17 protein-coding genes and 1 tRNA gene are annotated in these 22,954 nt (G+C 58.3%); 10 read left to right on the top strand and 8 right to left on the bottom strand.

Annotated elements, in window-relative coordinates:
- Window positions 1-4: 4 nt before the first annotated feature.
- Window positions 5-814: a DUF5131 family protein gene (locus GWR55_RS17665; RefSeq protein WP_162403433.1), complete on the top strand. Its 810-nt coding sequence runs from the start codon at window positions 5-7 to the stop codon at window positions 812-814.
- Between the two features lie 17 nt (window positions 815-831).
- Here the strand turns inward: GWR55_RS17665 and glmS are convergent, their stop codons facing one another.
- Entirely contained in the window at window positions 832-2,970 is a 2,139-nt protein-coding gene (gene glmS / locus GWR55_RS17675; protein WP_238398503.1) for a glutamine--fructose-6-phosphate transaminase (isomerizing), read from the bottom strand.
- Between the two features lie 109 nt (window positions 2,971-3,079).
- Here glmS and GWR55_RS17680 point away from each other — a divergent pair, with 109 nt between their 5' ends.
- On the top strand, window positions 3,080-3,898 hold the full coding sequence (locus tag GWR55_RS17680) for a glycosyltransferase family 2 protein (RefSeq protein WP_162403434.1): 819 nt from the start codon (window positions 3,080-3,082) through the stop codon (window positions 3,896-3,898).
- Between the two features lie 57 nt (window positions 3,899-3,955).
- On the opposite strand, the gene GWR55_RS17685 is transcribed toward GWR55_RS17680, so the two are convergent.
- Window positions 3,956-4,933, bottom strand: coding sequence for an aldo/keto reductase (locus GWR55_RS17685; RefSeq protein ID WP_162403435.1), 978 nt, complete (start codon window positions 4,931-4,933; stop codon window positions 3,956-3,958).
- A 32-nt stretch (window positions 4,934-4,965) separates the two neighbouring features.
- Complete coding sequence (locus GWR55_RS17690) at window positions 4,966-6,516, bottom strand: GMC family oxidoreductase (protein WP_238398504.1); 1,551 nt, start codon at window positions 6,514-6,516, stop codon at window positions 4,966-4,968.
- Between the two features lie 322 nt (window positions 6,517-6,838).
- Between GWR55_RS17690 and GWR55_RS17695 the strand changes: the two genes are divergently transcribed.
- On the top strand, window positions 6,839-9,175 hold the full coding sequence (locus GWR55_RS17695) for a GH92 family glycosyl hydrolase (protein WP_238398505.1): 2,337 nt from the start codon (window positions 6,839-6,841) through the stop codon (window positions 9,173-9,175).
- 162 nt (window positions 9,176-9,337) lie between these two features.
- Here GWR55_RS17695 and kdsB read toward each other — a convergent pair whose 3' ends face one another.
- The gene (gene kdsB, locus GWR55_RS17700; protein WP_238398506.1) at window positions 9,338-10,054 is read right to left on the bottom strand and encodes a 3-deoxy-manno-octulosonate cytidylyltransferase; all 717 of its coding nucleotides are present in this window, start codon (window positions 10,052-10,054) and stop codon (window positions 9,338-9,340) included.
- Between the two features lie 117 nt (window positions 10,055-10,171).
- On the opposite strand from kdsB, the gene GWR55_RS17705 reads away from it, so the two are divergent.
- The 3 genes from GWR55_RS17705 to GWR55_RS17715 all read left to right on the top strand — a co-directional run bounded on the left by GWR55_RS17705 (window position 10,172) and on the right by GWR55_RS17715 (window position 14,032).
- Window positions 10,172-10,248 (top strand) — tRNA-Met (locus GWR55_RS17705).
- Between the two features lie 113 nt (window positions 10,249-10,361).
- The gene (locus GWR55_RS17710; protein ID WP_162403436.1) at window positions 10,362-11,594 is read left to right on the top strand and encodes a S41 family peptidase; all 1,233 of its coding nucleotides are present in this window, start codon (window positions 10,362-10,364) and stop codon (window positions 11,592-11,594) included.
- Window positions 11,595-11,683: 89 nt separating this feature from the next.
- Window positions 11,684-14,032, top strand: coding sequence for a penicillin-binding protein 1A (locus GWR55_RS17715; protein ID WP_162403437.1), 2,349 nt, complete (start codon window positions 11,684-11,686; stop codon window positions 14,030-14,032).
- A 277-nt stretch (window positions 14,033-14,309) separates the two neighbouring features.
- On the opposite strand, the gene ribF is transcribed toward GWR55_RS17715, so the two are convergent.
- From ribF to GWR55_RS17735, 4 genes are read right to left on the bottom strand one after another with little or no spacing between them, the layout of a single operon-like run.
- Window positions 14,310-15,290, bottom strand: a complete 981-nt coding sequence (gene ribF / locus GWR55_RS17720; protein ID WP_370521179.1) for a riboflavin biosynthesis protein RibF — start codon at window positions 15,288-15,290, stop codon at window positions 14,310-14,312.
- A complete protein-coding gene (locus GWR55_RS17725; protein WP_162403438.1) occupies window positions 15,291-16,094 on the bottom strand; it encodes an MBL fold metallo-hydrolase in 804 nt (267 codons plus the stop codon).
- A 3-nt stretch (window positions 16,095-16,097) separates the two neighbouring features.
- Window positions 16,098-16,715, bottom strand: coding sequence for a DUF1844 domain-containing protein (locus GWR55_RS17730; RefSeq protein WP_162403439.1), 618 nt, complete (start codon window positions 16,713-16,715; stop codon window positions 16,098-16,100).
- A 20-nt stretch (window positions 16,716-16,735) separates the two neighbouring features.
- Window positions 16,736-17,788 carry a folate-binding protein YgfZ gene (locus tag GWR55_RS17735; RefSeq protein ID WP_238398507.1) on the bottom strand — a complete coding sequence of 351 codons (1,053 nt, stop codon included), beginning with the start codon at window positions 17,786-17,788 and terminating at the stop codon, window positions 16,736-16,738.
- A 96-nt stretch (window positions 17,789-17,884) separates the two neighbouring features.
- Here GWR55_RS17735 and GWR55_RS17740 point away from each other — a divergent pair, with 96 nt between their 5' ends.
- From GWR55_RS17740 to GWR55_RS17755, 4 genes are read left to right on the top strand one after another with little or no spacing between them, the layout of a single operon-like run.
- Complete coding sequence (locus GWR55_RS17740) at window positions 17,885-19,438, top strand: hypothetical protein (RefSeq protein ID WP_202925538.1); 1,554 nt, start codon at window positions 17,885-17,887, stop codon at window positions 19,436-19,438.
- A 12-nt stretch (window positions 19,439-19,450) separates the two neighbouring features.
- Complete coding sequence (mtnP, locus tag GWR55_RS17745) at window positions 19,451-20,311, top strand: S-methyl-5'-thioadenosine phosphorylase (protein WP_162403440.1); 861 nt, start codon at window positions 19,451-19,453, stop codon at window positions 20,309-20,311.
- A gap of 41 nt (window positions 20,312-20,352) precedes the next feature.
- Complete coding sequence (locus tag GWR55_RS17750) at window positions 20,353-21,297, top strand: PfkB family carbohydrate kinase (RefSeq protein ID WP_162403441.1); 945 nt, start codon at window positions 20,353-20,355, stop codon at window positions 21,295-21,297.
- A complete protein-coding gene (locus GWR55_RS17755) occupies window positions 21,284-22,927 on the top strand; it encodes a glycosyltransferase family 39 protein (RefSeq protein WP_162403442.1) in 1,644 nt (547 codons plus the stop codon). Before GWR55_RS17750 ends, GWR55_RS17755 begins: the two co-directional genes overlap by 14 nt.
- Window positions 22,928-22,954: the final 27 nt, after the last annotated feature.

The raw sequence follows: 22,954 nt of genomic DNA on the forward strand, positions 1-22,954 counted from the left end.
GCCGATGAGCTTAGGAAGCGCGATTGAATGGACTGATGCAACATGGAACCCAGTTAGAGGGTGCACTAAGATCAGCCCTGGTTGCAAGCATTGCTACGCCTCAACATTCGCCGAAAGATTTCGTGGCGTTAAGGATCACCCCTACGAACAAGGATTTGATCTCAGACTAGTACCTACTAAGCTAGACGATCCTTTGAGATGGCGATCTCCAAAAATGATCTTTGTAAATTCAATGAGCGATCTGTTCCATGACGAGGTGCCTGACAGCTACATCATCGATGTTGCAAGAGTAATGATTAGAGCGAACTGGCATACTTACCAAGTTCTGACCAAGCGATCTACACGATTAGCAAGGCTCTTAGAAACGAAGCTAAGGTTTGTTTCCACTGCTAGTAATGTTTGGTGGGGAGTAAGCGTTGAGGATAAAAGATACGGTGTTCCGCGCGTCTCTGATCTCCAGAAAGTAGCTGCGGGAACCCGCTTTCTATCTATTGAGCCTCTGTTAGAGGATTTAGGTCCTTTGAACCTAAATGGGATTCATTGGGTGATTGTCGGAGGTGAAAGCGGTCATGGTGCTCGGCCAGTGCGACGCGAATGGGTCGCCTCAATTAGGGATCAATGTAGAGAATTCGGCGTTCCGTTTTTCTTCAAGCAGTGGGGAGGCGTCCAAAAGAAAAAGAATGGCCGCTTGCTTGACGGCCGTACGTACGATGAATTCCCGCGGCCCAATAAGCTTGAGCCGATTTTATTAGAGCGACATGGCAACATTTCAGTTACGTGGAATGGCGACCTACGGTGTTTCGAAGCTCCGTGAGTCGTTATCGTTGCCGCTCACTCCACCGTCACGCTCTTCGCCAGATTCCTTGGCTGATCTACATCGCATCCTCTTCTTACAGCGATGTGGTAGGCGAGGAGTTGTAGCGGGACTACTTCGAGGATGGGGAGGAGTAGCTCGGGGGCGGGCGGGATGTAGATGGTGTGCTCGACGAGCTGCTGGATTTCGGTGTCGCCCTGGATGGCGATGGCGATGACGCGGCCGCTGCGGGCGGTGACCTCCTGGATGTTGGAGAGGGTCTTTTCGTACTTGAGGACGCTGGCGGGGTCGTCGGGGTCCTTGGTGGCGATGCAGACGACGGGGAGCGACTCGTCGATGAGGGCGTTGGGGCCGTGCTTCATCTCGCCGGCGGGGTAGCCTTCGGCGTGGATGTAGGAGATCTCCTTGAGCTTGAGTGCGCCTTCGAGGGCGATGGGGTAGTGGATACCGCGGCCGAGGAAGAGGAAGTCGTGCGCTCCGTGGAAGAGTTTGGCGAGGTGCTGGCAGTGCTCGTCGAGGGAGATGCGGGGGCGCTTGCGGCGCTCGGGACCGGGCCAGAGATGGTCGAAGGGCTGGGCAGAAGAGAGGATTGACCGCAGATCCTTCGACTCGCTTCGCTCGCTCAGGATGACACTTTCATCTTGTCCGCCTAGTCCACGGGGACTGACGCCGGAGGGTTGTGCGCCGGTCGTAGCGGTGGGGGCGGCTACGCCTTCGGACATGCCGGTGGTGTTGGGGCGGTCGAGGGAGAGGAGGGATTCGAGCTTGGAGGGGAGCTTGCCGAGCTCGGTGGCGAGGTGGAGGGACTGCTCGGGGGTGACGGTGCCGCGGGTCTGGGCGAGGTGGAGCGCGAGGATGAAGAGCGCGGTGAGCTGCGAGGTGAAGGCCTTGGTGGAGGCGACGCCGATCTCGGGCCCGGCGTTGGTGGTGATGGTTCCGTTGGCGCGGCGGGTGATGGCGGAGCCGACGACGTTGCAGATGGCGAGGGTCTTGGATCCCTTGTCGATGAGCTCGTTCTGGGCGGCGATGGTGTCGGCGGTCTCGCCGGACTGGGTGATGAGCAGGCCGATGGCGCGCGGGTTGGGGATGGGGTCGCGGTAGCGGTACTCGCTGGCGTAGTCGACGTCGACGGGGAGGCGGGCGAGGCGCTCGATCATGAACTTGCCGGCGAGTCCGGCGTGCCAGGAGGTTCCGCAGGCGGCGATGGTGATCTGGGCGGCGTTGCGGATGTCTTCGGAGGAGAGGTCGAGGTTGTCGAGGAAGACCTGTCCGGTGTCGAAGGAGATGCGCCCGAGGGTGGTGTCGCGGATGGCGCGGGGCTGCTCGTTGATCTCCTTCAGCATGAAGTGCTTATAGCCGGCTTTTTCGGCCTGGATGGGGTCCCAGGCGATGCGCTGCACCTTGAGGGGGAGCGGGCGGCCGTTGAAGTCGGAGAGGGTGACGCCCTGGCGGGTGATCACCGCGAGCTCGCCATCGGCGAGGAAATGGATGTTGCGGGTGTGGTGGAGGATTCCCGGGACGTCGGAGGCGAGGAAGAATTCGCCCTCGCCGATGCCGATGACTGCGGGAGGACCCATGCGCGCGGCGACGAGCTTGTCGGGGTCGTTGGCGGACATGACGCCGATGGCGAAGGCTCCGGTGAGGTGCTTGACGGCCTCGCGCACGGCTTCTTCAAGTGGTACTTGCCGTACGGGCGATGAGCCTTTGGCGTGGCTGTCCTGAGACAGCTCTCCCATTTCCTTGAGCTCCTGCTCGATGAGGTGGGCGATGATCTCGGTGTCGGTCTCGGTGACGAATTTGTGGCCCTTGGCGGTGAGATCTTTTTTGAGGGCGAGGTAGTTTTCGACGATGCCGTTGTGAACGACGACGAGCGAGCCGGTGCAGTCGCGGTGCGGGTGGGCGTTCTCCTCGGTGGGGCGGCCGTGGGTGGCCCAGCGGGTGTGGCCGATCCCGAAGGAGCCGTGCAGGGGATTGTCGGCGATGACGGTCTCAAGGTTGCGCAGCTTACCGGGCGCCCGGCGAAGCTCAAGTCCGGCGGAGTTGCCGGCGACGGCGATGCCTGCGGAGTCGTAACCGCGGTATTCGAGGCGACGCAGGCCTTCGATGATGACAGGAACAACAGGCTTCGGACCAATATATCCAACGATTCCGCACATATGAGGAGTGTAGATGGAGAGGATGGGTTTTGCGCTGGAAGAAATTGTGACTTTTGGGGGAGTTGCGAGAGGTGAGAAGAGTGATGACAGGATGGTCTAATACAGGAAGATGATCTCGGTCCTCATTCTTACGAAAAATGAGCAGCGCGACCTGCCGGAATGCCTGAAGTCGGTGGCGTGGTCGGATGATGTGCATGTGTTCGACTCGTACTCGACGGATGACACGGTAGCGATTGCGAAGGCTGCGGGCGCGACGGTGACGCAGCGGGTATTCGACAACTACGCGACGCACCGGAATGCGGCGATGACCGAGGTGAAGTTCAAATATCCCTGGCTGTTTCTATTGGATGCGGACGAACGGCCTACGCCGGAACTCTCGCGCGAGATGCAGCAGGTGGTGCTGGGTGCGGGTGAGGATGTCTCCGGGTTTCGTCTGCGGCGGCGGGATTTTCTCTTCGGGACGTGGTTGAAGCACGCGCAGATCTCACCGTTTTATATAAAGCTGGTGCGGCCGGAACGGGCGCGGTATACACGGGCGATCAACGAGGTGTTGGAGGTGGATGGGCAGATCATGGATCTGGGATATCCGCTGGACCATTATCCGTTCTCGAAGGGAATCGCTCACTGGGTCGCCAAGCACAACACGTATTCGACGATGGAGGCAGAGCTGATCTACAGGCAGCAGGGGCTGCGGAATCCATCATGGAAGACGGCGCTGCGCGATCCGGATTTTCACACACGCAGGCTGCATCAGAAGGCGCTGTTCTACCGGCTGCCGGGAAGGCCGCTGATCAAGTGGGTTTACATGATGTTTTATCGCGGGGCGGTTCTGGATGGAGCCGCTGGGGTGGCCTATGCCACGCTGCAATCGTTCTATGAGTACATGATTGTGCTGAAGACGAGGGAGCTTGAGCGCGGCGGCGCTTAGTCAGAATCCAGTGCGGTGAACATTTTTCTGTCGTACGTTCAGCTCTTTTAGCCCTGCTCAGAGTGCCGCATTGTCGCTATGCACCAGCTCGTAGAGGCGTCGGGCGGGAGATTCGAGGGAAGCGTCATCGCTTACAGAGGCATTGGTACGGATGCGGGGTGCCTGTTTGGATGAGAAGAGAATGACGCTTTGGGGATTCATGACCAGCGCCGCTTTGAGCATTAATTTTGAGAGGATGGATGTTTCTGAGAGATTCATGCCAGTCTCTTGAGACCATAGACGAAGTTTTTCCGGGTCAGCCGCCAGCATCTCGCGCAAACGTTGAAAACGGGCGCTCAAAGCTCGGTGATGAATTCGGAAGGGTGCACCAGCAGGGATGACAGGATCGAAGATGGACCACTCATACTGCAGGACCGAGCAGTAGGCGGGACGACGGGCGAGAAGGTCATCAATCCGCAGATTGTCGCTGCCTACGCCGAACGCGCCCACTTTGCCTTGCGCAACGCTTTCCTCAAGGAAGCGCAGGAGTGAATCATCGGTAAGATCGTCAGCTGTAGCTTCGTGCAGAAGCCAGATATCGACGTGGTCCGTTCGGAGTGCTGAGAGGCTGGACTCGAGCGACGCCCGAGCCTTTTCGGCGGTGAAGGAACGACGTTCCGCAGGTTGGGCCGATGCCTGCACGGCCACTTTGGCTGCAGAGGCGAGACGCTTCTTGGCCGCGGGAAACTGGCGGATGATGGGCCCTGCTATCGAACGTGCGAGGCGGAAGAAGGATTTGTTTTTAGGCGGGGGAATTCCGTACTTGGTTGTAACGGTGGTATCGGTACGGTGGCGAGCCAGAAACTCACCCACGCAGCCTTCCGCTTCTCCGTAGCCATACATGGGAGCCACGTCAAAGTGGCGAATTCCAGCGTCATAGGCATGTTCGAGAACGGCAAGGGATGCACGACGGCCGATCGAACCCATCAAGGTAGAGCAGCCGAAGCCGAGGCGAGAGGTCGTCCGCCCCGTGGGACCCAGAAGAGTGGTCTGCATGTTCAGGTTCTCCGTTGTCATTTTTTCTCTGCTTAGATGGCGCTCAGATGATCTGCAAGGCGGACGGCCAGGGCGAGAAGCGTGTGCGTCGGGTTGGAGAAGCCGGAGTTGGGATAGACGGCAGCGCTGCAAACATAACCATTGTCCATTCCGTGGAGCCTCAGGTTGAGATCGACGACGCCGTCGGAAGGCGAGGAGGAGAGCCGCATGCCTCCCATGTGATGGTAGTTGTCGCCACAGAGTGGACGGAAGCGATCGTAGTCGTCGAGGTCGGGATGAGGCACAACCCTGGCGACGGATGCGAGCGAACGTTGCGCCACCTTGACGTATGTGCGGATCGCATCGATCTCGTTGTCGGAGACATGCCAGTCGAGGCGGGTGCGCAGCATTCCCAGGGAGTCCCGGTTTTCGGACAGCGTAATGGTGCTTTTAGAGAGCGGGTCTTGTTCCGTGTGAACGCCTAGTTCGATACGGCAACCTGGAGCAACATAGGCGCGGTGCTTCACGCTGTAGCGATAGATCTGGCGGGCGAGGAGCGGCGAATGACGTAAGAGAGCGAAGATCTCCGAAGAGCTCGCTTGTTTCCACTTGCCGCCGAGGAGCTTGCGGACGGTCATTTTGAGCTGAGCCGCAATCGCTTCGGTGTCGCTCTTGTAGATGACCATGGCAGCGACATTCAGACTTCGTTGCTGCTTCTGAATGCGGGGAGAAAGGCGCAGCTTGGGCTGATATTTGAAGCCGCGGCTGAAGACGTTATCGAAGATGTTATGAAAGGCGGATGGATTCCGGGGTTCAAGCGTAGCTGCGGGTGCAATGATGTGGTCCTGATAGTGGTGTCCGAGCAAGCCGGAGCGGTTCCAGGGTTTGTCTGCCTGTTCGGGCTGCAGGAAGAAGCGGCAGGATTCGATTCCGCCCAGTGCGAAGACATATTGATGAGCCCGGAAGGTGGCCTCAACACCGGAAAGAGTTCGTGCTTTGACTCCCAGGATCTTTGAGCCTTCACGCACCAAAGCAGTGACATTGGCGTGAAGCCAGAGATCGACGGCAGGGGAGGTTTCTAAAAAACGTCGATGAAGGTAACTGAAATCGGGTTCCGGGCACCACCGTGAGAAAAATGATTCAAGATCGGGGAAGGCCGGTGATTTCAGATGAATCTCACGCCATACTGCTTCATCGGACAGGTTTGCCTGTGCCAGCCCTTCGAGAGTGATGGCGCGAGAGTAATAGGGGGCAAGCTCCTGCTTTGAGATGGGCCATCCGCTTCCCGGAACCCACTCTCGATGGATAAAATCCTCATCGTCAAGCTCTAGAATCTGGCCACCCCATCGGGTTGTGCTTCCACCTTTGGCTCGGAAACGACCGATGTGGATCCCGTTGTGAGGGAGACCGATAATTTCGCTGCGATAAGGATCCTGCGATTCCTCCTCGATTCGCGGGCCACCACCTTCCACCATAAGGACGTGTTTTCCCTGGCGGGCAAGCTCAATTGCGAGGACGATGCCAGCCGCCCCGGCACCTACGATACACACATCGGCGGGTTGTGCTGCAGTGTCGGGCAGGGCCTGCATGAGGTCGTGAATCAAAGTCCGATCTCCTGAGATGTGAGTAATCGCTGCGGGGAAAAGAGTGGTTTTTGAAAGCAAGCTGGTGCGGGTAGCCCATGCTTTTACAGGGGAGGAGACATTGATGCGGATTATATCGAGGTTAAATTGAGTTCTCAAGAAACGGAAAGGTCTGTCGTGGAAGGCATTCACCGCAAAGAGAGGTTCCGTAATGTCTGCAGAAGGATGCCATTCGAGACACGATAGATTTGTTAAAGAATTGTTCGCAAGATGCGTCGAAAGATTGAGGGTAGGCTTGGAAATGATATTGAACTGGTTGAGTTCGTGCTTTCGGCGAGAAGCTTTGTTTCCGGGTGCCTGCACGGCCTTTCTGGTGCTTCTGGTGTTCTGCGGAATCTCTCCGGCTACGGCACAGACGCAGAATGCAGCAAGCGCCTATCGGGAGGTAGATCCGTTTATCGGTACCGGGCCGGAAGGGCATACTTTTCCGGGAGCGACGGTTCCGTTTGGGATGGTGCAGCTCAGTCCCGATACGCAGATTCGATATTTCAAAGAGAGTTACAAGTGGGCAGCGGGCTATCGATACGAGGACACGACGATCCTGGGGTTTTCGCACACTCATTTTTCCGGGGCTGGCCACTCGGATCTTGGGGACGTACTGCTCCAGCCGATCTCGGGTGAGGTTCGGACGGAGCCGGGAGATATCGAACATCCTGGGTCTGGCTATCGCTCGCGGTTCAGCCATAAGACGGAAGAGGCAGCACCTGGCTACTATGCAGTTACTCTTGACGACTACAAGGTACGCGCAGAGCTGACAGCGACGGCGCGTGTCGGTGTTCATCGTTATCACTTTCCTGCCGATAAACCACAGCACATTCTGATGGACCTTCGTTCGTCCATCTATAACTACGATGGCAAGGTGCTGTGGTCACGCATTCGCATTCGCCCGGACGGCACGATTACGGGAATGCGCGAGACCAGGGGGTGGGCGCCCGGGCGTCAACTCTACTTTGCAATGCGGTTTTCGCGGCCGGTTGTGGAGCATCATCTGTACGATCGGGAACCTGCCGTGGCGTATCGCGGTTTCGCAACGCCGGGCACGAGTCCGGAGAATAGGCAGGCGATCGAAGGACGCGGCCTGGTTGCTGTCTTCGATTTCACACCTACGTCCGCACCGCTGATGGTGAAGGTTGCCCTCTCTCCCACGAGTGAAGAGAACGCAATCGCGAATATGGATGCCGAAGTGCCAGGATTCGACTTCGACCAGGTGCGGCGTGCCGCGCGTGCACAGTGGGAAAAGGAGCTATCGGTCCTCGATATCGATGCAGATCCCGCGATGCGCAAGAATCTCTATACCGCGCTCTACCACTCGCTGCTGGCGCCCGGAACAGCGATGGATGTGGACGGCAGCTATCGGGGGCCGGATAACCAGGTCCATAAAGCCGAAGGCTTTCATTTTGTCTCGACCTTTTCGTTATGGGACACGTACCGCGCCGAACAACCGCTGATGACGCTGATTGAGCCGGAGAGCCGAACTGCCGATGTCGTTCGGTCGCTGGTAGCGTCGCAACAGGAGAGTCCGTTTGGCATTCTTCCCGTGTGGCAGTTCCAGGGAATCGAGACGTGGTGCATGATCGGATACCATGCCGTACCTGAGATTGCCGATGCGTACATGAAGGGCATTCGCGGATTCGATGCGGAAGAGGCGTTGAAGGCGATGGTGGCCAGCGCTACCTACGGACCGTATGGGCATCTGGATGCGTACATGAAGCTCGGGTATGTCCCCATCGACCATGACGGTGAGGCGGCTTCGAAGACGATGGAGTATGCCTTCGACGACTGGACGATCTCAAAAATGGCTGCGGCCATGGGGCATAAGGATATTGCATCGACGTTTGCAAAACGTGCGGAGAGTTGGAAGAACGTATTCAATCGGCAGAACGGCTTTGTCCAGCCGCGCTATGCCGATGGGAGATGGCGTGAACCGTTTGATCCGGCGCGCGCGGGGGCGGACAGCGGATTTACGGAAGGAAACGCATGGCAGTACTCGTGGTATCAGCCGCAGGATGAAGCAGGGCTGATTCGTCTGCTCGGCGGCGACCATCAACTGATCGCGAAGCTGGATGCGATGTTCGATGCGAAGGTCGATCCAAAGCAATATGCCGACGTTGAAGATATTGCCGGAATGATCGGGCAATATATTCACGGCAACGAGCCCAGCCACCACCTTGCTTATCTGTATGCCTATGCAGGCCAGCCGTGGCGTACTCAGGAGCGTCTACAGCAGATTGTAGAGAGCCAGTACAGGCCCACTGTGGATGGACTGGTAGGAAACGACGACCTGGGGCAGATGTCCGCATGGCTCATCTTTACGTCAATGGGGTTCTATCCGGTAGCCCCGGCCTCGAATGAGTATGTGTTCGGACGCCCGTTTGTGAATCGTGCAACAATACAGCTTCCAAACGGGAAGACATTTCGCGTTGTTTCGGAGAACATGAGCGCGGCGAATCACTATGTGGAGGGCGTAACTCTGAATGGAGCAAAGCTCGACCGCAGCTATCTGCAGCATAGCGAGATCATGAATGGAGGCGAACTGCGCTTCGTGATGGGGCCGAAGCCGAACCGCATGTGGGCAACGGGTGCATCATCGCGGCCGTATTCGATGTCGGCAGGACATTAGTCCACCACCGCAGCGCAACGGAATTTGCTCTGGATCTGGGGTTTGTTGACCTCAGCCATCATCTCGAACCGCGGATCCTTCGACTCCGCTACGTTACGCTTACGACGACACTCTCTAAAATGGAGGGGTTCAGCGTGGCTCTCAGATATATGTGAATGCGTCCTAGCGCGTCAGCACGGACTCCACCAGGCGTAGGTCTTCCTCCGTGTCGACCCCTATCGTATCGAAGGGCGTCGGCTCTACATAAAGGTTGACGCCGTTTTCGAGAAAGCGAAGCTGTTCGAGACGCTCCGTGTGTTCGAGCGTGCTGGAAGGCAGTGCAGGAAACCGTTGCAGCGCGGCTTTTCGATAGGCATACAGGCCGATGTGCTTCCAATAGAGGGCCGGATTCCCGTCGCGGTTGTAGGGGATGGTGGCGCGAGAGAAGTAGAGGGCCCGTCCGTCTTCCGCGGTGACCACCTTTACGGCGTTGGGATTGTGGATGTTCTCGGGGGTGCAGGGCACCTTGAGGGTCGTCACGTCAACGCCTGGCTTGGCAAAGGGTTGCAGCAGAGCGGTCAGGTGCTCCGGCTTCAGGAGCGGTTCATCTCCCTGGATATTGACGTAGATATCAGCGTCGACGATCTGTGAGACGGCGTGGACGCGATCGGTTCCGCTGGCGAGTGCAGGCGATGTCAGCTGGCAGGTCCAGCCATTTTCGTTGCAGAGGGAGGCGATCTCATCCGAATCGGTGGCGACTAGCAACTGGTCGAGTTGGGGGCAGGCAACCGCTGCCTCCCACACCCATGCGAGCATGGGCCGGCCGGCGATGGGGCGAAGAATCTTGCGAGGTAGACGGGTAGAGGCGAGGCGAGCCGGGATAACGCCAACGACCCGCAAAGGGTGGCTCTCGCTGGACTTTTCCGGCAGCGTGGAATCAAGTATGATGGAATCTGGCTGTGCCAGTGGTGAATCTCCCCGATTCGATTTTCCTGATGGGCACGGCTCTCTTCTACCGGCGGTGTAGCTCAGATGGTTAGAGCGACGGACTCATAACCCGTAGGTCGACAGTTCGATTCTGTCCACCGCCACCATAGTTCTTCCTGCCCATATCGCGGAATCTTGGTACGAGAGTATCATTTCGGCAGGGTGTTTCGTCTAAACGCCTGTTGGGGGTGGTGTCTGCTCCCTGGAGAGTTCTGTAGATATGCCGAAGATTTCCAAGATCCTTCTGCTTTCCGTATCGGTCGTTCTGGTGCTCGCCGTCTTTCTGGGAATTAACTCCAGCGGCGTCAATGCGGCCACCGATGACCAGGACGGAGCGTACAAGCAGATCAATGTGTACAGCGAGGTACTTCGGCACATCCAGACGGATTATGTGGAGGTTCCCGATATTCCCGATGTGACCGATGGCGCTCTGCGCGGTCTGCTGGAATCGCTGGATTCGGACTCAAGCTATCTGACCGCCGCCGACTATAAGACCTATAAGGAAGACAAGGGAGGCAAGGCCCAGGTGGGCATCAATGTCTCCAAGCGCTGGGGATATGCCACCGTGGTTTCGGTCGTTCCGGGAAGCCCCGCCGACAAGGCGAATCTGAACGATGGCGACATTATTGAAGCGATCGGCGATCAGGATACGCGCAACATCTCGCTGGCGATGATCCGGATGATGCTCGAAGGACAGCCTGGAAGTGAGCTGTCGCTTGCGGTGGTGCGTCCGCGAAAGGCGATCCCGGATAAGGTCACAATGACCCGTACGCTGGTTTCGGAACCCGCCGTCGGCGAGACCATGTATGAGAACGCTTCGATCCTTTACCTCAAGCCCATCATTCTGGATCATGAGCACGTGCAGCAGATCGAGTCGAAGCTGAAAGGAATGCAGAAGGCCGGCAACAAGAAGATCCTGATCGATCTGCGGGACGTGGCTGCCGGAGAGAACTCGGAGGCAATCCGGCTGGCGAATCTGCTGCTGAAGTCCGGCACGATCACGACGCTGGAAGGACAGAAGGTCGAGAAACAGGTCTTCAGCGCTGACGCTTCAAAGGCGATTAATACAACGGCGCCGGCGGTTGTGCTGGTAAATCGGGGAACGGCCGGACCTGCTGAGATTGTTGCGGCAGCCCTGATGGATAACCATCGCGCGGAGGTTGTCGGAGAGAGGACCTTCGGCGAGGGGTCTCAGCAGAAGACCTTTGAACTTCCCGATGGAGCTGCTCTGATCCTGTCGGTCGCCAAGTACGAGTCTCCCTCCGGGAAGAAACTGGAAGATGAAGGCGTTACGCCGGGAGTGCTTGTAGCTTCGAACATCGAAGACAATGAGCCGATCGACGAGGATGCTGCCGTACCGGAATCCAAGCAGCCTGAGACGAAGAAGCCCAGCGTTTCGGTGGATGAGCAGCTTAACAGGGCGCTTGATCTGCTGAAACAAAAAGCAGCATAGATTGGGCATGTTTTGGAGCTTTCTGGTTGGATGACTTTCCGTCGCGCTTGATCTGCTGACCCTGTCTGGACATGCTATGGTGAAGGGCAGTGCCGAGCTTACACAGACGCCAAGATGACGAGGTCAAGACGCTGACGGAGCCGTTCTGGCAGCGATTCCTTGGACGCCTGCTGGAGTGGAGAGAGTATCCCAGCCGCAGGCGTGCCCGCCTGGTCACCTTCTACGTTTTGCTTTCGCTGTCTGCGGTATTTGGCGCTCTGTGCGGGCTGATGCTGGTCTACTCGATCGACCTGCCGGAGATCGATGACCTTACCCGCTACCACCCGAACACGACGACGGAGCTGGTGGATGTGCATGGCCGTCCGTTCGGTTCGTTCGCGCTGGAACGCCGCGTTGTAGTCCCCTATTCTGAGTTTCCTCCGATTTTGAAACAGGCGATCCTGTCGATTGAAGACAAGAGTTTCGAGAGCAACTGGGGTGTCAACCTGGTTCGCGCGCTGGGAGCGGCTTACCGCGACCTTCATTCGCAGGGCAAGGCGCAGGGCGCATCCACACTGACGATGCAGCTCTCGAGGAACCTCTTTCTTTCCAACGAAAAGACCTTCGGCAGAAAGTTCCAGGAGGTCATTCTCTCGATGCAGATCGAGAGGAGGTTCACAAAGAACCAGATCTTCGAGCTGTATGCCAACCAGATCTATCTGGGGCGCGGGACCTACGGCTTTGAAGCGGGTTCGGAGTACTACTTCAACAAGCACGTTCGCGACCTGACCCTGCCGGAGGCTGCGCTGCTGGCGGCCCTGCCGAAGGGACCAGAGTATTACTCTCCGGTCCGCCATCCAGACCGTGCGCTGAAGCGACGCGATCTTGTGCTGAGCGAGATGGAGCACGACGGCAAGATCACCAAAGAGCAGGAGGAGAAGGCGAAGGCTGCTCCTCTGGGACTGCACGTTCAATCTCCGCCGAACAGCATTGCACCTTACTTTGTAGAAGAGGTGCGGCGGCAGCTGGAGAAGGAGTATGGGGTTGAAGAGGTGCACGGAGCAGGTCTGCGCGTCTACACCACGCTTGATCTCGATCTGCAGGCCGTCGCGAATAAGGCGGTGCTAGACGGGCTTGCTGCCTATGAGAGGCGCGAGGGCTGGAAGGGAGACCTGCCGAACGTTGTCCTCTCCGGCGAAGATGTTGAAACGTATAAGCACCCGGACTGGACGCAGCCGATCACAAAAGGAACCTATGTGCACGGCGTCGTGACGGCGGTAGAGCCGAAGCGGGTGACCGTAAAGCTGGGAACCCAGATTGCGGTCCTGACACCGGAAGACTGGCAATGGACGACGTTTCCTACGGCGGACAGCTTCCTTCGCAACGGCGATCTGGTCTATGTGAAGATCGTGCAGCAGGGGCCGGATGGGACATGGAAGGCTGCACTCGAACAGGACTCCGGCGCACAGGGATCTCTGATGGCCGTCGATAACGCGACCGGCGAAGTGGTGGCGATGGTTGGAGGACGCGACTTTGCCTTGTCGCAGTTCAATCGCGCCACGCAGGCGAAACGCCAGGTTGGCTCTTCTTTCAAACCCTACGTTTACACAACGGCCATCGAGGCGGGAGCGAAGCCGACGGACATTGTCGTGGACAGTCCTACGACCTTTCCGACGCCCAGTGGACCTTACACGCCACACAACTATGAAGCTAATTATCTGGGGCCGATCTCGCTGACGTATGCCTTTGCCGAGTCACGCAATATTCCTGCGCTCAAGCTGGCCGCGCATCTGGGAATTCGCAAGGTGATCGACACGGCGCATCGCTTCGGAGTGACCAGCGATATTCCCGCCTTCCTTCCGGTAGCGCTCGGCTCGGCGGACATATCGCTCTACGATCAGGTGGGAGCCTATAGTGTCTTTCCCAACGACGGCATCCGCATTGAGCCTCATTACATCCGCAAGGTGACGCAGGCGGATGGTCTTCCGCTGGATGAAAAACCTGTCGACGTCCGCGAGGTGATCTCGGTGGAGACGGCGCGGACGATGATGCAGCTCTTTGAGGCGGTGGTTCGCATGGGAACAGGGGCTCGGGCTTCGCAGCTGAATCATCCTCTGGGCGGAAAGACCGGCACGACGAACAACTACACGGACGCGTGGTTTATCGGATTCTCGCCTTCGGTGACGTGCGGCACGTGGATTGGCTATGACAGCCGCCAGTCGCTGGGTGATAAGGAGACTGGGGCGCGTGCGGCTCTCCCTGTCTGGATGGAGTTTATGCAGGCGGCGATTGCGAATAAGCCGGACGAGCAGTTTCCGTCCGACAACGCTCCCAAGAGGCCGCCTCTTGGTGTCGCGGCGCGCGCGGTCCCCACGACGGCGAATCACGTTGCCAAAGAATCCTCCGACGATAACGACGATTCTGATCCCGCTCCCGTCAGAGCGCCATCACCTCGCTGAGTAAATTAGGTTGAATTCACCTATACAGACATGTTTTTGCAAGGTGTCATCCTGAGCGAAGCTTCTCGCAGTCTTATCGCGGGAAGCGCCGTCAAAGGATCTGCGGCCTGATGACCCGCCAACCATTCCGAACCGCAGATTCTTCGACTCTGGGCTGACGCGCTTCGCTCAGGATGACACTTTCCCGGAGACTGGCAAAATCGTTCCGAATCGATCGCCATAATGCATCTTTGAACGACCGCAATCGAGTGATGGATCTTGTAGATACACCAACGGTTTATGCAGACCGATTCTCAGCCCGGAGGCTTTCGCAAAGCGAAAAGTAGCGTTGTGCACGGCGTACGTCGTGTCCAATCTGCTCGCGCAAAGCCTCAGGAGAGGGCCAACGAATTTCATCGCGCAGACGTTTCAGGAACGCCAGATGGATAGGAGTCTGTTCGCTCAGAGCGATGGGGTGGAAGTTGAGGATGTGCGACTCGATCGTGAAGGAATCTTCGCCGAAGGTGGGGCGATTGCCCACATTGGTGACGGCTTGAAAACATTCACCATCGATCGTGAGCCAAGTGACGTATACGCCGATGGCTGGAATCAGCTCATCATAGGGAGCAAGGTTGATGGTCGGGACGGTGTACCGCGTGCCGTAACCCCGGCCGGATGCGGGCCGGCTGACCATGCCAAAGGGCCTTCCGAGAAGCGCGCGTGCTTCACTCACGTTGCCTGCAGCGACAAGCTGACGGATTCGTGTGGAAGAGATCGGAGCGCCGCGGAGGACGATGGGGGATTCGATGACGACGCGGAATCCAAGTTCATGTCCCAGCGCGTCGAGTGACTCGACCCCTGCCTCGGCCTTGTATCCGAAACGGAAGTTGTCACCCTCGTGGAGTTCGATCACTCCAAGCCGGTCTTTCAAGGTCTTCTGCGCGAAGTCTCGCGCACTGGTATGTGAAAGCTCTTCTGTAAAGGGGAGCACCAGGGCGGCGCTAAGTCCTGTTTCGGACAGCAGTTCAAGCTTCTGATCGAGTGGCGTGATAAGTGGACGCCTGCTCTCCGGATGAAGAACGCGCGCCGGATGAGGATTGAAGGTGATGGCGAGCGAACCTGCGTCGAGCTGCTGTGCGCGTGTGATGACCTGATGGATCATCTTCTGGTGCCCGCGGTGGACGCCATCGAAGTTCCCGATGATGGCAACTACCGGGCCGAAGGTGGAGGGAACTTCAGAGAGTGAGCGAAAGATCTGCATGCCTCTTGTGCCTGTCATCTATGCAATCTCGAAGTTGAGCTGTAGCCCGTCGTAGGCAAGCCTGACGTAAGGAGGGAGGCTTGCCTCCGTCGCTGCATGATCGAGGTCGTGGCTGATGTGGGTAAAGAATGCCCTGCGTGGCTTGAGCTGTTCCACAAAGGCGAGCGAGCGCTCCAGATGCGAGTGGCTTGGGTGCGGCTGGCGACGAAGAGCGTCGAGGATAAGGATGTCGAGGTCCTGCAGAAGGGGGATGCTCTCGGCCGGAATATCGCTCATATCGGTGAGATAGGCAGCCGATCCGAAGCGATAGCCGGTGATGGTCTGCATGCCATGGGTCACTGGAATGCGCTGAAAGCAGGCTCCGAAGAGGTCGATTCCGGCACCCGGTGCGGCTTCGTCCAGCGGATGAAGCGTAACGCGGGCGGCAGTCGAATAGCGCTCACGTTCGCTGAAGGTATAGTCAAAGATCCTGCGCAGGGTATCGGCTGTCTCGGTGTCGGCGTAGATGGGGAGACTCTGCTTCAGTTGAAAGCTGAGGGGCCGCAGATCGTCAAAGCCGAGGATGTGATCGGCATGTCCATGCGTGTAAAGGACCGCATCGATATGACGGATATTCTCGCGGATGGCCTGCGCATGGAAGTCCGGCCCCGTATCGATGAGGACGATGTGATGGTTGTAGGCCAGGCGAAGCGAAGGGCGCGTACGGCGATTGCGCGGATCTCCTGTGGACGAGCTTGCCGAGGTGCAGACCGCGCAGTCGCATCCGAGGGTAGGCACACCCATCGATGTGCCGGTGCCGAGAAAGGTGAGGGTCGCCTCCATCGTTTAACGAACGATGCTGGGTCCGGGGCCGGGAACTCCCGCCTTTGTGGCGGCAGATCGTGCCAGTGCCTGTGTGATCTCCAGGAAGCCCATGCGGAGTTCGAAGAGCGCGCTCTCAAGCAGACGCTGCTCCGATTCGGACAGGTTGCCGGTCGCCTTTTCTGACAGAACTGTCAGCATGTCGATGCTCTGGCGGGCCCCCATCAGATCCACCTGCGGCTGCTGACCCTCCGGGGTAGCCCCACCCAGCTGAACGATGGTGGTCATATAAATTGACTGCACCAGCGTCTCGAAGTTCATTGCCGGAGGATGATCTCCGCCGGGGTTTGCAGCCCGAATGGCAAGATCAAGACGCTCCGCCGTGGCTTTGTACGCCGCCTCAGCCTGCGCGCTCTGTTCCGGGGTCGGGCCCGCGAGCATCTCTTCAGGAATCTCTTCCGATTCCTCCTGTGCTGCCGTCTCTGCGGATGGTGAGGGTGTTACAGCGAGGGGCTCTGATGCCTGCTCCCTTTCGCGCTCTTCAGGCTCTTCCTGTGAGGGCGTGGCATCTGGGCGCAGTTCGCCATCTAAATTGAATTTGCGGCGGTCGGTGACGACAAAAGGCTTGTTCTGTTCGGACATTAGGATCTCGCTTCATTGAATCAGATGCTTTGGAGAGTGGTTCTGTCGCCAGCCTGAAAGAAGGGTGATGGCGCTGGATGTGCGATTCCACCTTCATAGTGAAGGGGATCATGACGGTCGAGCGCCTCGCGGCGCGCATAGCCGAGACCTATCTGGAGAGCTTCTCCGGTCTCGCTGATCAAGGGCAAAGCTGCCACACTGGTCAGTTCGCCTGCAGCCTTGTCGGCGGCCTGCAGAGCTACTCCCGGAGCCGGAAGTGTTCCCTCCAGACGAAAGGACGTAAGGGTGCGGTGAACATTGCCGCGCGAACGGATACGCTCGACGATCTCCTGGCCGAGATAGCATCCTTTGTTGAAGTGCAGAGCTCGCGCCTGGTTGGTCTCCTGCGGTAGATCGCGATCACGGATATCAGTGCCGTAGAGCGGCGTTCCTTCCAGCAGACGAAGGTACTCGATGGTCTGAGCGCTCACATGAGCCGCTCCTGCAGACTCAAGGGCTTGCCGCAACTTTTGAAGGTCGTCGGGATCTCCCACCCACAACTCGAACCGGGGAACCAGAGGACCGTGAGCTATATGGATATCCACTGTGGAGGTACCCCATGATTGCCGTTCGACCTTCAGCTCTTCTTGTGGAATAAGGGGCAGGCCAATCTTCGTAAGAAGTGAGGAAGCTTGAGGCCCAATCACTGTCAGTCCGTGGCGGCTGTCGCTGATATCGGCCAGCTCCACATCATCCATGATGATGTAGTGGTCCAGATAAGGGATCAGGGTGGCGATCTGCTGACGGGGTGTCTCAATTAGCAGCTCATCCTGTAAAGCAAAGATGTTGCCGTCCCCTTGAATGCGTCCCTGCGCGTTCAGAAAGAAATTGTAGACTCCCGTGCCTGGTGCAAGCGCTTGTACGAAGTTGGTTGCCATTCCATTGAGCCAGCGAACGCGGTCCGCCCCCGTAACCCGTAGCCATCCTATCTGGTCTAACGAAGCGATAACTGCGCGATGCAGAAGAGCATCGAGCTCAGGATCAGAGGTGGGGGGCATTGCAGGGGGCGTATTGAAGGAGGTTGCTGTCGTCATGGTGGCAACGCGACGCCTTGAGCGAACTCTGCGTACACTTGATTATAGCGGTCCGACAGAGAGGCAGGTTTGCAGCCGGGGATGGGGAAAAAGAGGGTGGGGCACGTAACACGGTGGCTGGCAGGTTCGATTTTGGTGGCTGGTTGCACTGCTGCCGGTCTGGGACAGGCACCGGGACAGAGCAAGGCCGACGAGAACAAACCGCATGCCCCCATGACGAAGCAGGAGGCGAAGGAGCTGTTCCGGTCCGTCGATCAGATTCTGAACTTCGTCTCCGCCGATACGAAGCTTCCCATTAAGCACAGCGTAAAGCGGAAGCTGATATCGCGGGACGAGGTCACCAAGTACCTCAAGAAAAAGTTCGATGAAGATGAAAGCACGCGCCGGATGCAGCGTTCCGAACTGGTTCTGAAGAAATTCGGTCTTCTGGATCGTGACTTTCATCTGCGGCCGTTTCTGCTGTCGCTTCTGACCGAACAGATCGCCGGTTTCTACGACAATAAAACCAAGACGGTCAATCTGCTGGACTGGATCGAGCCGAATGAGCAGAAGCCTGTTCTGGCCCACGAGCTTACGCATGCCCTGCAGGACCAGAAGGTCGACCTGACGAAGTGGTCCGATGTCAGTCTGCAGGGCGTCTCCCACAATGTGCAGGATGACAACCGCCATATCCAGGTGGACGAGGCAGACACAGCGAGAGAGGCGGTGGCCGAGGGGCAGGCCATGGCGACCTTTATCGATTACACCCTGCGGCCCTCGGGAAAGACCCTTGCCGATGCGCCTCCGGAGATGATGGCACGGCTGAAGGGGCTGGTTGCGGACACCTCGGGTTCTCCTGTGCTTGCCCGGGCGCCTCTGCTTCTACAGGAATCATTGCTGTTTCCCTATACGGACGGCCTTAATTTTGAGCATGCCGTTCTGCTGAAGGGGGGCAAAGATGCTGCCTTTGCCGGGGTGCTTGCGAATCCGCCGTCTTCAAGCTTCGAGATTCTTCATCCCGAGCAATACATCGCGCACACCCCCGTCCCGGTTCTGCGCATGCCGGATATCCACCCACTGCTGGGGAATGGATGGGAGCCCTATGATCTGGGCGTCATGGGCGAGCTGGATGTTCGCATCCTGGTGGAACTCTTCGGAGGCCGCGAGATCGCCGATGGGCTGGCACCGGAGTGGCATGGCGGTATCTACTATGCCGCTCAGCGCAAAGATGCCAGTGCCGCCGACAAGGAGACGACCGGCTCGATCGGGCTGCTCTACTACTCGCAGTGGAAAAATCCTGACTCGGCGAGCTCTTTCATGCGAATCTATGCCAATCAGCTTCCCAGAAAGTATTCGGCGCTGACCCGGCGGCAGAAGGACGAAGCAGGCGCGGACGAGCAGGTCTATTCGACGAATGAAGGGGACGTGCTGCTGTCGATCTCAGGCTCGACCGTATTCGTGAGCGAGGGATTCGATCTTGCCCTCGCTCGCAAGCTGCGCGACAGCATTCGCGATGAGCAGCCGACCGGCCCGGTCCGTCTTGCACAGACGGGGCATGAGCCGTCGTTGTCCCTGGCCCGCCTGCTGGGGGCCTATGGCATGGTCAAGCCCGCTTTGCTGGAACGATATACTTCCGAAGGGACCAGAGGTTCTGGGCCCGCCGCGAGATAGGAGACGTTTACTTTGCACAAGGCCGAGATTGGAATTATTGGCGGCAGCGGACTTTACGCGATGCCGGGTTTGACAGATGTTCGCGAAGAGAAGGTGACAACGCCCTTCGGAGATCCGTCCGATGCCTTCGTTCTGGGTACCCTGGAAGGCCGGAAGGTAGCATTTCTGGCGCGTCATGGCCGTGGGCACCGCCTTCTGCCGACGGAACTCAACTTCCGGGCCAACATCTATGCGATGAAGATGCTCGGCGTTGAGCGCATTCTGTCTGTATCGGCCGTGGGGTCGCTCAAGGAAGAGCACAAGCCGACAGACTTTGTGATGCCGGACCAGTTTATCGACCGCACCTACGCGCGGATCTCTACCTTCTTCGGCGAAGGCATCGTGGCTCATGTTGCCTTTGGCGATCCCGTCTGCGTAACGGTATCGCAGGCCTTCCAGGAGGCCTGCGATGCGAGCGGCGTGATCGGCAAAAGCGGTGGAACCTATGTCTGCATGGAGGGGCCGCAGTTCTCGACGCGAGCGGAATCGAACCTCTACCGCAGCTGGGGCGCCGATATTATCGGCATGACGAACCTTCAGGAGGCCAAGCTGGCCCGCGAGGCCGAGATCTGCTATGCCACCATGGCCATGGTGACGGACTACGACTGCTGGCGTGAAGGGCACGATGACGTTACCGTCGATCAGATCGTCGCGGTAATGCACCAGAACTCGCGCAACGCCGAGAAGGTCGTCCGCGCCGCTGTTGCTGCGCTTCCCAAAGAAAGGACCTGTGGCTGCGGCGATGCCATGAAGTACGCCATTCTCACGGACAAGACGACAATCCCTGCCGAGACACGGCAGAAGCTATGGCCGCTGCTGGAGAAGTATCTGTAATCCGCTGCCTAATTTACACACATATTTGAGAAAGAGGCTTGATGTCCATTCTGGTCGTAGGATCGGTTGCATTCGACAGCATTGAAACTTCCAGCGGAGCCGTAGAGAACTGCCTTGGCGGCGCGGCCACTCACTTTGCGCTTGCTGCCAGCTACTTCACCGATGTTCGTGTGATCGCTGTGGTGGGGAAAGACTTCACCGAGGAGCACGAGGCGGTCTTTACCCGTCGCGGCATCGATACCCGGGGGCTGGAACGTGCTGACGGCCTCAGCTTTCACTGGTCGGGCTCGTATGTGAAGAACCTCAATGAGGCGCAGACGCTTGAGACCGATCTGAACGTATTTCAGAACTTCGACCCCAAGATTCCGGAGTCCTACAAAGACAGCGACTATCTCTTCCTCGCCAATATCGACCCCGTTCTGCAGGCCCGCGTTCGTCAGCAGATGACCAATGTTCGCATGGTCTGTGGGGATACGATGAACTACTGGATCTCCGCACACGCGGCGAACCTGGCGAAGGTGCTGCGCGAACTCGATGTCCTGCTGATCAACGATGGCGAGGTGCGGATGCTTGCCGAGGATCAGAATCTCGTTCATGCAGCGAGTAAGGTGCTCGAGATGGGGCCGAAGACCCTGGTTGTGAAACACGGTGAGTACGGAGCGACGGCCTTCTTTGGCAAAGACTCCTTTTCGTCGGGCTTCCGCGCCCTGCATCCCTTCCGTGCGCCTGCGCTTCCGCTTGCGGAGGTAGTGGATCCTACGGGTGCCGGCGACTCCTTCGCCGGTGGTTTCTACGGCTATCTGGCCTCGCAACCGGAACTGACTCCGACGGTGTTCCGCACGGCGATGTTCTACGGAGGGGTCATGGGGTCCTTTGCGGTAGAGCGCTTCGGAACCGAGCGACTGCAGGATGTGAGCCGCGAGGAAATTGACGAAAGATTCTGTCTTTTTAAGGAGATCTCCCACCTGGAGTATGAGAGGTCGTAGGCCAAATCGGCAGACCGGCGCCCGCGAAGAGCTGCCCCCGCTGAGCTTCGAGGTCCGTCCATCGAAGCGCGAAGAGGCGATGCCCTACGCGGTTGCTGCGATCGCATTCGCGTTTGCTGCGCTAATCGTGTGCATGGGCCGGAACTATATGCTGCTCTACGGCGATGCCGTGGCCCACCTGGGGATTGCGCGCAGAATTCTGGATACGCGCAATCCCGGGCTGGTTCAGCTGGGTGGCGTGTGGCTTCCGCTGCCTCACCTGCTGATGTTGCCTTTCGTGCAGAAGATGCAGTGGTGGCAGAACGGCCTGGCTGGCGCGTGGCCGTCTCTGCTGGCCTATGTGCTGAGCGTTGCCGGCCTGTATCGCCTGGCACGACGCGTCGTGCCGACGCAGTGGGCGATGGTGGCTACGCTCTTCTATGCGCTGAACCCGAACCTTCTGTATCTCTCGACTACGGCCATGACGGAGCCGCTGTTTCTCGCGATCATCATCTGGATGACTCTGCTGGCGATGGAGTGTGTCGCTGCAATCGGCGAGGCACGTCTGCCTGCGGTCAAAGGCAGGCTGATCGGTCTTGGCATCCTCATCCTGGCGGCTGTTTTTACGCGCTACGACGGCTGGATCTTCGGCGCAGCGGTGTGGTGTGTCGTCGCCTGGAAGCTCTTCCGGACACCGAAGGTTCACAGCCAGATCAATCTGTCCTTCGGCATCTTTACGCTCCTGGCGGTAGCCGGTCCCATCGCGTGGCTGGTCTACAATCAGCACTTCTTTCACGATCCTCTGGACTTTATGCGCGGCCCTTATTCCGCGCTGGCCATTGAACGGAAGACCTCGAAAGCGGGAGTACATCATCCCGGTTGGCACAATCCTTTCTGGGCGGCGATCGTCTACTTGCGAACCGCACAGCTGGATACATCGGCCTGGGAGACGGGGTTTGCCGTGGTCGCGCTTGCCTTCGGCGGTTTGGTGATTGCCATACGCAAGCGTCTGGAGACGGTTTCGACCCTGCTATGGGTTCCGTTGCCGTTCTACATCTATTCCATTGCGTATGGCTCCATTCCCATCTTTATCCCAAAGCTCTTTCCGCATTCGTTCTACAACTCGCGATATGGCGTTGAGATGCTGCCTGCCTTTGCCATCTTTGCCTGCATCGCGCTGAGCTGGATGCAGGAACGCGGCGCAGCTTCGCAGCCCCTTCTGGTCAGGCTGATGACGCCGGTCGCCCTTCTGCTGGTCGTCTTAAACGCGATTGGGATGATGTACTACGTGCCCCTGGTACTCAAAGAGGCGATGGTCAACTCCACCACCCGCATCCCCTTTGAGCAGGCGATTGCGGACGAGATCAAAACCTTCCCGGCCGGCGCGCCGATCCTGATGTACAACTCGGATCACGTGGGTGCGCTGCAAAGGGCTGGCATTCCATTAAAGCAAACCATCAGCGAGACGGACTACGATAGCTGGAAGGCGGCCCTGGCTGATCCTGCGAAGCACGCGGCCTATGTCGTCGCCATCGCGGGCGATCCGGTCTCCGAGGCAGTGGCGGCGCATCCGGAAGACCTGATAGAGATGTCGGTGCTGTGTACTACGCACCAGCCTTGCGCCCGCATCTATCGATCCTCCCGCTTCTAATAAATCCAGCGCGGCCGGACGTGAAAG

Source organism: Edaphobacter sp. 12200R-103, assembly GCF_010093025.1.
Lineage (GTDB): Bacteria > Acidobacteriota > Terriglobia > Terriglobales > Acidobacteriaceae > Edaphobacter.

Bases quoted from the DNA above. Each gene is read 5' to 3' on its own strand.
- GWR55_RS17665 (WP_162403433.1), top strand. From the start codon at position 5: ATGAGCTTAGGAAGCGCGATTGAATGGACTGATGCAACATGGAACCCA.
- glmS (WP_238398503.1), bottom strand. From the start codon at position 2,970: ATGTGCGGAATCGTTGGATATATTGGTCCGAAGCCTGTTGTTCCTGTC.
- GWR55_RS17680 (WP_162403434.1), top strand. From the start codon at position 3,080: ATGATCTCGGTCCTCATTCTTACGAAAAATGAGCAGCGCGACCTGCCG.
- GWR55_RS17710 (WP_162403436.1), top strand. From the start codon at position 10,362: ATGCCGAAGATTTCCAAGATCCTTCTGCTTTCCGTATCGGTCGTTCTG.
- ribF (WP_370521179.1), bottom strand. From the start codon at position 15,290: ATGACAGGCACAAGAGGCATGCAGATCTTTCGCTCACTCTCTGAAGTT.
- GWR55_RS17750 (WP_162403441.1), top strand. From the start codon at position 20,353: ATGTCCATTCTGGTCGTAGGATCGGTTGCATTCGACAGCATTGAAACT.
- GWR55_RS17730 (WP_162403439.1), bottom strand. From the start codon at position 16,715: ATGTCCGAACAGAACAAGCCTTTTGTCGTCACCGACCGCCGCAAATTC.
- GWR55_RS17725 (WP_162403438.1), bottom strand. From the start codon at position 16,094: ATGGAGGCGACCCTCACCTTTCTCGGCACCGGCACATCGATGGGTGTG.
- GWR55_RS17755 (WP_162403442.1), top strand. From the start codon at position 21,284: ATGAGAGGTCGTAGGCCAAATCGGCAGACCGGCGCCCGCGAAGAGCTG.
- GWR55_RS17685 (WP_162403435.1), bottom strand. From the start codon at position 4,933: ATGCAGACCACTCTTCTGGGTCCCACGGGGCGGACGACCTCTCGCCTC.
- GWR55_RS17735 (WP_238398507.1), bottom strand. From the start codon at position 17,788: ATGACGACAGCAACCTCCTTCAATACGCCCCCTGCAATGCCCCCCACC.